At 71.7% G+C, this 7085-nt stretch carries 8 protein-coding genes; all 8 read right to left on the bottom strand.

Features of this window, described 5'->3' with window-relative positions:
- Positions 1 to 121: 121 nt before the first annotated feature.
- The gene (locus VGR37_04715) at positions 122 to 502 is read right to left on the bottom strand and encodes a TraR/DksA C4-type zinc finger protein (GenBank protein HEV2146699.1); all 381 of its coding nucleotides are present in this window, start codon (positions 500 to 502) and stop codon (positions 122 to 124) included.
- 140 nt (positions 503 to 642) lie between these two features.
- Complete coding sequence (gene rseP / locus VGR37_04710) at positions 643 to 2010, bottom strand: RIP metalloprotease RseP (GenBank protein ID HEV2146698.1); 1368 nt, start codon at positions 2008 to 2010, stop codon at positions 643 to 645.
- Positions 2011 to 2016: 6 nt separating this feature from the next.
- Positions 2017 to 3165: a 1-deoxy-D-xylulose-5-phosphate reductoisomerase gene (locus tag VGR37_04705; protein HEV2146697.1), complete on the bottom strand. Its 1149-nt coding sequence runs from the start codon at positions 3163 to 3165 to the stop codon at positions 2017 to 2019.
- Complete coding sequence (locus VGR37_04700) at positions 3165 to 4022, bottom strand: phosphatidate cytidylyltransferase (GenBank protein ID HEV2146696.1); 858 nt, start codon at positions 4020 to 4022, stop codon at positions 3165 to 3167. The genes VGR37_04705 and VGR37_04700 overlap by 1 nt, the downstream gene beginning before the upstream one ends.
- 13 nt (positions 4023 to 4035) lie before the next feature.
- Positions 4036 to 4779, bottom strand: coding sequence for an isoprenyl transferase (locus VGR37_04695; protein HEV2146695.1), 744 nt, complete (start codon positions 4777 to 4779; stop codon positions 4036 to 4038).
- A gap of 113 nt (positions 4780 to 4892) precedes the next feature.
- Positions 4893 to 5447 (bottom strand): ribosome recycling factor, encoded by a 555-nt coding sequence (frr, locus tag VGR37_04690; protein ID HEV2146694.1) that lies wholly within the window; start codon positions 5445 to 5447, stop codon positions 4893 to 4895.
- Positions 5448 to 5472: 25 nt separating this feature from the next.
- Positions 5473 to 6216 carry a UMP kinase gene (gene pyrH, locus VGR37_04685; protein HEV2146693.1) on the bottom strand — a complete coding sequence of 248 codons (744 nt, stop codon included), beginning with the start codon at positions 6214 to 6216 and terminating at the stop codon, positions 5473 to 5475.
- Positions 6216 to 6809: a translation elongation factor Ts gene (gene tsf / locus VGR37_04680; protein HEV2146692.1), complete on the bottom strand. Its 594-nt coding sequence runs from the start codon at positions 6807 to 6809 to the stop codon at positions 6216 to 6218. Before tsf ends, pyrH begins: the two co-directional genes overlap by 1 nt.
- Positions 6810 to 7085: the final 276 nt, after the last annotated feature.

Raw genomic sequence — 7085 nt, 5'->3', positions numbered from 1 at the left:
AGGGAGACCATCCCGCCTCCGACCACCGCGCGACAAAGCCCCCGCCCGCATCGCCAAACGAAAAGCGGCCCACCCGAAACAGGTGAGCCGCCCTCGATCCGGCCAGCAGGCGAGACGCGGCCTACGCCGCCGCCTCTTCCTCGCGAAGCTTGCAGTCCAGGCAATACCGCGCGTGCGGCAGCGCGTCCAGGCGCTCGAAAGGGATCTCCTTCTTGCAGCCGTGGCAGATCCCGAAGTTCTCCGGGTCGTTGTACAGCCGGCGCAGCGCCTCTTCCACGCGGTACAGGTACCGCCCTTCCTTGCTCGCGAAGAGGAACGACTTCTCCCTCTCCATGGCGTCCGTCCCCTGGTCAGCCATGTGGAACGAGTAGCTGGAGAGGTCGTTGTCGGCCGAGTCGCGGGTCAGCTTGGACTGCTCCGAGAAGCGGCCCAGAGAGCGAAGGATCCGCTCGCGCTCGCGGAGGAGCCGACGCTCGATGTGTTCGAGCTGGGTGCGATCCATCGTTTATCTCGCTGCTGGTGGGATCTTCGCCAGGGACACGACGGGCCCGTCGCGGGACAGGCCGGACACGCTCAGGGGAGTCCGTGCGTCCGGAAACCCATGAATTTAACACCACTGACCAGTTCCATGCAACCGTAGGCTCAGATGTTGAACACTACCCGCAGGATGTCGTTGGTGATCGCCCACACCATCAGCCCGATCACGAAGATCATCCCCACGTGCGACAGCCGGACGCGCTGCTCCAGCGACAGGGGCCGGCCCCGCACCGCCTCGATCCCGATGAAGAGCAGGTGCCCCCCGTCCAGGATGGGGATGGGAAGCAGGTTGAAGATCGCCAGGTTGATGGAGAAGATCGCCAGGAAGCTGAGGAACGCCTGCAGCCCCAGCCGCGCCGTCTCCCCGGAGATCTGCCCGATGGCGAGCGGGCCGCCCAGACTGCGCATGGACTCCGCCCCGGTCACCAGCCGGCCGAGCACCTCCACGATCGCCCCGGCGGCGGCCCAGGTCTGCCGCCATCCCATGGATACGGCCTCCGCGGGCCCCAGGGTACGCTGCACCACGTCCGGGCGGGGCGTCGCCACGCCGATCTTCCCCACGGGAACACGCTTCATCTCCGCGTCCAGCTCGCGCTCCGTCTCCGGAGTGACGGTGACAGCGACACGCTGGTCACCCCGCTGCACGACGAGCGGGAGCGGCTCCCCGGGGCTCGACCGGATCGCCGACTCCAGGTCCTGCCACGTCTGCACCGGCTCCCCGGCCGCTTCGAGCACGCGGTCGCCCGCCCGGAGCCCCGCCTGGTCCGCCGGCCGCCCCTCCACGACCTCGCCGATCACCGGCTCCGCGAAGGGCTGCACCCGCGCGAGCGCACGCGCCCGCTCCATCTCGTCGGCAGGGAGCTCCACCGTCACGGGGGGGGCGGCGGCCAGGCGCAGCGTCACCGGACCGGCCGGCGCGGCGGCGAGCGCCTCCCGCAGCTCGCTCCAGTCTTCCACGCGCGTCTGTCCCACCGCCTGCACCTCGGCGCCGGCGGGGATGCGGGCGAGCGTCGCCGCCGGCCCCGCCATGGTGTCCGCGCCCACCACCGCCACCCGGGTGCTCGCCACCTTCGCCTCGCCGTAGGCCAGCCCCAGCCCGGTGTAGACCAGGAAGGCGAAGATCATGTTGAAGATCACCCCCGCGGAGATGATCCAGGCGCGCGCCCAGAGCGGCTTCGCGTCGAAGGTCCGCTCCGGGTCCACCGGGGCCTCGTCCGGGGCGGCGGTCCCGCCCTCCAGCGCCTCCGCGGCCTCGTCGTCCTCCATCCCCGCCATCTTCACGTACCCGCCCAGCGGGATCGCGGACAGGACGTACTCCGTCTCCCCGCGCCGGAAGCCGACCACCCGCGGCCCCAGTCCGATCGAGAAGCGCGGCACCTGCACGTCCACCGACTTGGCCGCCAGGAAGTGGCCCAGCTCGTGGACGAAGATCAGGATGGAGATGACGACGAAGAAGGCGATGATCGACAGCACGTGGGCTCAGCCTCGGACGAAAGTTTGGGTCACCTCGCGCGCCCACGCGTCGGCGCGGAGCACGTCGTCCAGCGTGGACGCATCGCCGCCCCGCCAGCGGGCGAGGGCGTGGTCGATCGCGTCCGCGATCCCGGGGAACGACAGCGCCCCGGCCAGGAACTCCGCCACGGCCACCTCGTTGGCGGCGTTGAACACCGCCGGAGCCGTGCCGCCGGCCCGCCCCGCCTCCACGCCCAGTGCGAAGGCCCGGAAGCAGCCGTCGCGAACCGGCTCGAAGGTGAGCGTTCCCGCCGCCACCGGGTCGAAGCGCCGGGAGGCGTACGGGAGGCGCTCCGGGTAGGCGAGGGCGTAGAGAACAGGGAGCTCCATGGTGGGGAACCCCATCTGCGCCAGCACCGACCCGTCCACGAACTCCACCATGGAGTGGATGATGGACTGCGGGTGCACCACCGCCTCGATCCGCTCGTACGGCACCCCGAAGAGGAAGTGGGCCTCGATCACTTCCAGCGCCTTGTTCGCCAGCGTGGCGGAATCGACGGTGATCTTGGCGCCCATGTCCCAGGTGGGGTGCCGGAGCGCGTCGGCCGGTGTCACCGCCGCCAGCCGCTCCGGCGCCCACCCGCGGAAGGGGCCGCCCGAGGCGGTGATGATCAGCCGCTCCACCTCGCGCCACTCTGCGCCCTGCAGGCACTGGAAGATGGCGCTGTGCTCGCTGTCCACGGGGAGCAGCTCCCCGCCCCCCTCCGCGGCGGCGCGCATCACCAGCGGCCCGGCGCACACCAGCGACTCCTTGTTCGCCAGGGCGACCCGCTTCCCGGCCCGGAGGGCGGCCAGCGTGGGCTCCAGCCCCGCGGCCCCCACGAGCGCGTTCACGACCACGTCCACCTCCGGGTGGGTCGCCGCATCCAGCAGCGCCTCCCGCCCGGCGGCCCAGCGCGTCCGGCCGCCCGAATAGACCCCGGAGGCCGCCGAAGGGTCCGCGACCACCGCCAGGGCGGGACGGTGCTCCGCCACGAGCGCCGCCAATGCCCCGGCGTTGCGGTGCGCCGTCAGCACCACCGGGCGGAACCGCTCCGGATGCTGCCGCACCACCGCCAGCGCGCTCTTCCCGATGGACCCGGTGGCGCCCAGGACCGCCACCCCCCGCGCCCGCATCAGCCGACCCCGACCACGAAGCGGAAGAAGAGGTAGGCGAGCGGGAGGGTGAAGAGGAGGGAGTCGAAGCGGTCCAGCGCCCCGCCGTGCCCCGGGAGGAGCACGCCGGAGTCCTTCACCCCCGCGTCGCGCTTCAGCAGCGACTCCGCCAGGTCGCCCACCTGCGCCGCCACGGAGATCAGCACCCCGAAGACCGCCGCCTCAGCCAGGCCCATCCGGTAGCTCGGGAAGCGGACGAGGACGAGCGAGTACCCCACCGCCACCAGGACCGTCCCCACCAGCGCGCCGAGCGCGCCCTCCACCGTCTTCCCCGGGCTCACCCGCGGGATCAGCTTCCGCCGCCCGAAGGCGCGGCCCACGAAGTAGGCGAAGGTGTCGCTCGCCCAGGTGAGGAGGAGCGGCGCGAACACCAGCGCGGTGCCGTGCCAGGGGTCGGGCTCCGGCGGGAGGTGGCGGAGGAAGAGGCCGTAGGAGAGGAGTCCCCCCGTGTACAGCGCCCCGAACACGGTGGTGGAGACGGACAGGAGCGGCTCCCCCTCCACGCCGCGCGTCCAGATGGCGGTCGTCACCACGGCCATGACGAAGAGCGCCAGGATCCAGGCGAACCCGGCCCCGCCGGGCCCCGCCTCCGGGAAAGCGGCGGCCAGGAGGACCAGCCCCCCCGCCCCGGCCGCGCCCAGGGAGGCGAGCGGCCGCGCCACCTTCCGCTCCGACATGCGGAAGAACTCCAGCACCGCGAGCACCGCCGCCACGGCCACCAGGCCGCCCAGCACGAACCCGCCCGCGTACACGGCGCCGAGCGCGATGGGGATCCCCACCACCGCCACGGCCACCCGCTTCGCGGTCTCCGAAAGCACCACCGGCGTTGCCTCAGGTCGCGGCGACGCGCCCGAAGCGCCGCTCCCGGCGCTGGAAGTCGCGGATCGCCTGGAAGAGGTGCTCCCGGCCGAAGTCCGGCCAGAGCACGGGGGTGACGTGCAGCTCCGTGTAGGCGAGCTGCCAGAGCATGAAGTTGGAGATCCGGTGCTCCCCCGAGGTGCGGATCAGCAGGTCCGGGTCGGGGTCGCGGGCGGTGTACAGCTCGGAGGCGAAGAGCGCCTCGTCGATGTCCTCCGGGGCCAGCGTCCCCGCCCGCACCCGCTCGGCCAGGGTGCGCGCGGCGCGCACGATCTCGCCCCGGGCGCCGTAGCTCACCGCCAGGTTCAGGCGCAGCCGCGTGCCCCCGCGCGTGTGCTCCACGATCCCCTCCAGCGCGCGGCGGGTGCGCGGCCCCAGGCGCGACAGGTCGCCGATGACGCTCACCTCGACGCCCTTCTCCCGCAGCTCGCGCTGCTCCCTGCGGACGTACAGCTGCAGGAGCGACATCAGCGCGGACACCTCGCCCCGCGGGCGGTGCCAGTTCTCCTGCGAGAAGGCGAAGAGGGTGAGCACCTCCACCCCGGCGTCCGTGGCGCCCTCCACCGCCTCGCGCACGGCCGCCATCCCCGCCCGGTGCCCGAACTCGCGCGGGCGCCCGCGCTCGCGCGCCCAGCGCCCGTTGCCGTCCATGATGATGGCGACGTGGCGCGGGACGTGGCCGTGAAGGCGGATCTGCTGCAGGAGGTCGGAGGGCATGCGCGAAAGTTACGGTACCGGTGTGGTTTGTCAAAAAGCGCCGGCGCCTGGAACGAAAGCGGGGAGCCCCTCCACGCGGGAGCTCCCCTGTGCCGGCCGGTCCGCCCCGGTGGTCAGACCTCCATCACCTCGGCTTCCTTCTTCTTCAGCAGGTCGTCCACCTTGTGGACGTACTCGTCGGTGAGCTTCTGCACCTGGTCCTGCGCGCGCCGCGCCTCGTCCTCCGACATCTCGCCGTCCTTCTGGCGCTTCTTGATGTCGTCGTTGGCGTGCTGCCGCGCCTGGCGGACCGACACGCGCCCCTCCTCCGCGTACTTGTGGAGGAGCTTCGCGTACTCCCGCCGGCGCTCCTCGGTGAGCGGGGGGATGGGGATGCGGATCAGGTTGCCGTCGTTGGACGGGTTCAGCCCCAGGTCGGACTCGCGCAGCGCCCGCTCGACGGCCTTGATCAGCCCCTTGTCGTAGGGCTGGACGGTGAGCATCCGCGGCTCCGGCGCGGTCACCTGGCCGACCTGGTTGATCGGCATCATGGATCCGTACGCCTCCACGCGGACCGAGTCCAGGAGCGCGGGAGAGGCCTTCCCGGTCCGCACGCTCGCGAACTCGCGGCGCAGCGTCTCCAGGGCCTTCTCCATCCTTTCGCGTGCGTTGTTCAGGCTGGTTGGCATGAGGACTCCGTGTGCGGGGCCAGGGTCAGGGATGGACCAGCGTCCCGACGCGCTCGCCGCGGACCACCCGGGCGACGGCCCCGGGCGTCTGCAGGTTGAGCACCACGATCGGGATGCGGTTCTCCTTGCAGAGCGAGAGCGCGGCTGCGTCCATCACCGCCAGCTCGCGGGTGAGCGCGTCCATGAAGGAGATCTCTGGGAGGAACTCGGCGGCGGGGTCCTTCACCGGGTCCGCCGTGTAGACCCCCTCCACCTTGGTGGCCTTGATGATGACGTCGGCCTCCATCTCGATCCCGCGCAGCACCGCCGCGGTGTCGGTGGAAAAGTACGGGTTCCCCGTCCCCCCGGCGAAGATCACCACCCGCCCCTTCTCCAGGTGCCGGATGGCGCGGCGGCGGATGTACGGCTCCGCGAGCTGCTCCATGCGGATGGCCGTCAGCACGCGCGTCTCCACCTCCTTGCGCTCCAGGATGTCCTGGAGGGCAAGCGCGTTGATCACCGTCGCCAGCATCCCCATGTAGTCGGCGGAGACGCGGTCCATCCCCTGCTGGCTGGCCGTGGTGCCGCGGACGATGTTCCCGCCCCCGATCACCAGCCCCAGCGCGACGCCCATCTCGTGGAGCCGCTTGACCTCTTCGGTGATGGTGTCGACCACGCGCGGCGCGATCCCGTACCCCTGCTCTCCGGCGAGGGCCTCGCCGGAAATCTTGAGGAGGACGCGCGGGTACTTCAGCTGGGCTGCGCCGGGAGCCGCCTCCCCGGCCGCCATCACTCGCCGAGGGCGTAGCGCGTGAACCGGCGCACCTCGATCTTCTCGCCGGTCTTGGAGGCGACCTCCGTCACCAGCTGGCCCACGGTGATGTCCGGGTTCTTCACGAAGGGCTGCTCCAGGAGCGCCTGCTCGGCGTAGAACTTCTCCATCTTCCCGTCGACGATCTTGTCCCAGATGTTCTCCGGCTTCCCGGACTCGCGCATCTGCTCGCGGTACACGCCGCGCTCGCGCTCCACCAGGTCCGCCGGGAAGTCCTCGCGGCGGAGCGCCACCGGGCTCGCCGCGGCGACGTGCATGGCGATGTCGCGCACCAGCTGCTGGAAGGCGTCGTTGCGGGCGACGAAGTCCGTCTCGCAGCCCACCTCCACGAGCACGCCGATCTTGCCGCCCATGTGGATGTAGCTGCCGACCGCGCCCTCCTTGGCCTCGCGCTCCGCGCGCTTGGCGGCCTTGGCGGCGCCCCGGGCGCGGAGGATGTCGATGGCCGCCTCCTTGTCGCCCTTGGCCTCGGTGAGCGCGTTCTTGCACTCCATCATCCCGGCCCCGGTGCGGTCGCGGAGCTCCTTGACGTCCTTCGCGGAAATTTCCATTTGCCTGATCCGTCCTGAGTTGGTGTCGTGGCCGCCTTCCGGCGGGACGAATTTAAGCGGCCGGCGGTCGATGGAAAGGGCATCCCGCCGCCGGACCAAAAAAAATGGGGCCACGTGCGGTCGCCCGCGGTGGCCCCATCTCCGAACCGGCGCGCGGCGGGCTTACTCCTCGCCGGCCTCGCTGCCCTCCTCGCCCTCTCCCCCGCGCGCGTTGGCGATCGCCTCCGGCCGCGGCTTGCGCTTGCGGCGCGGGCGGCGGCCCTTGCCGTCGCGGTC

The organism is Longimicrobiaceae bacterium, from assembly GCA_035936415.1.
Lineage (GTDB): Bacteria > Gemmatimonadota > Gemmatimonadetes > Longimicrobiales > Longimicrobiaceae > JAFAYN01.
This window is presented reverse-complemented; position numbering and strand designations above follow the sequence as displayed.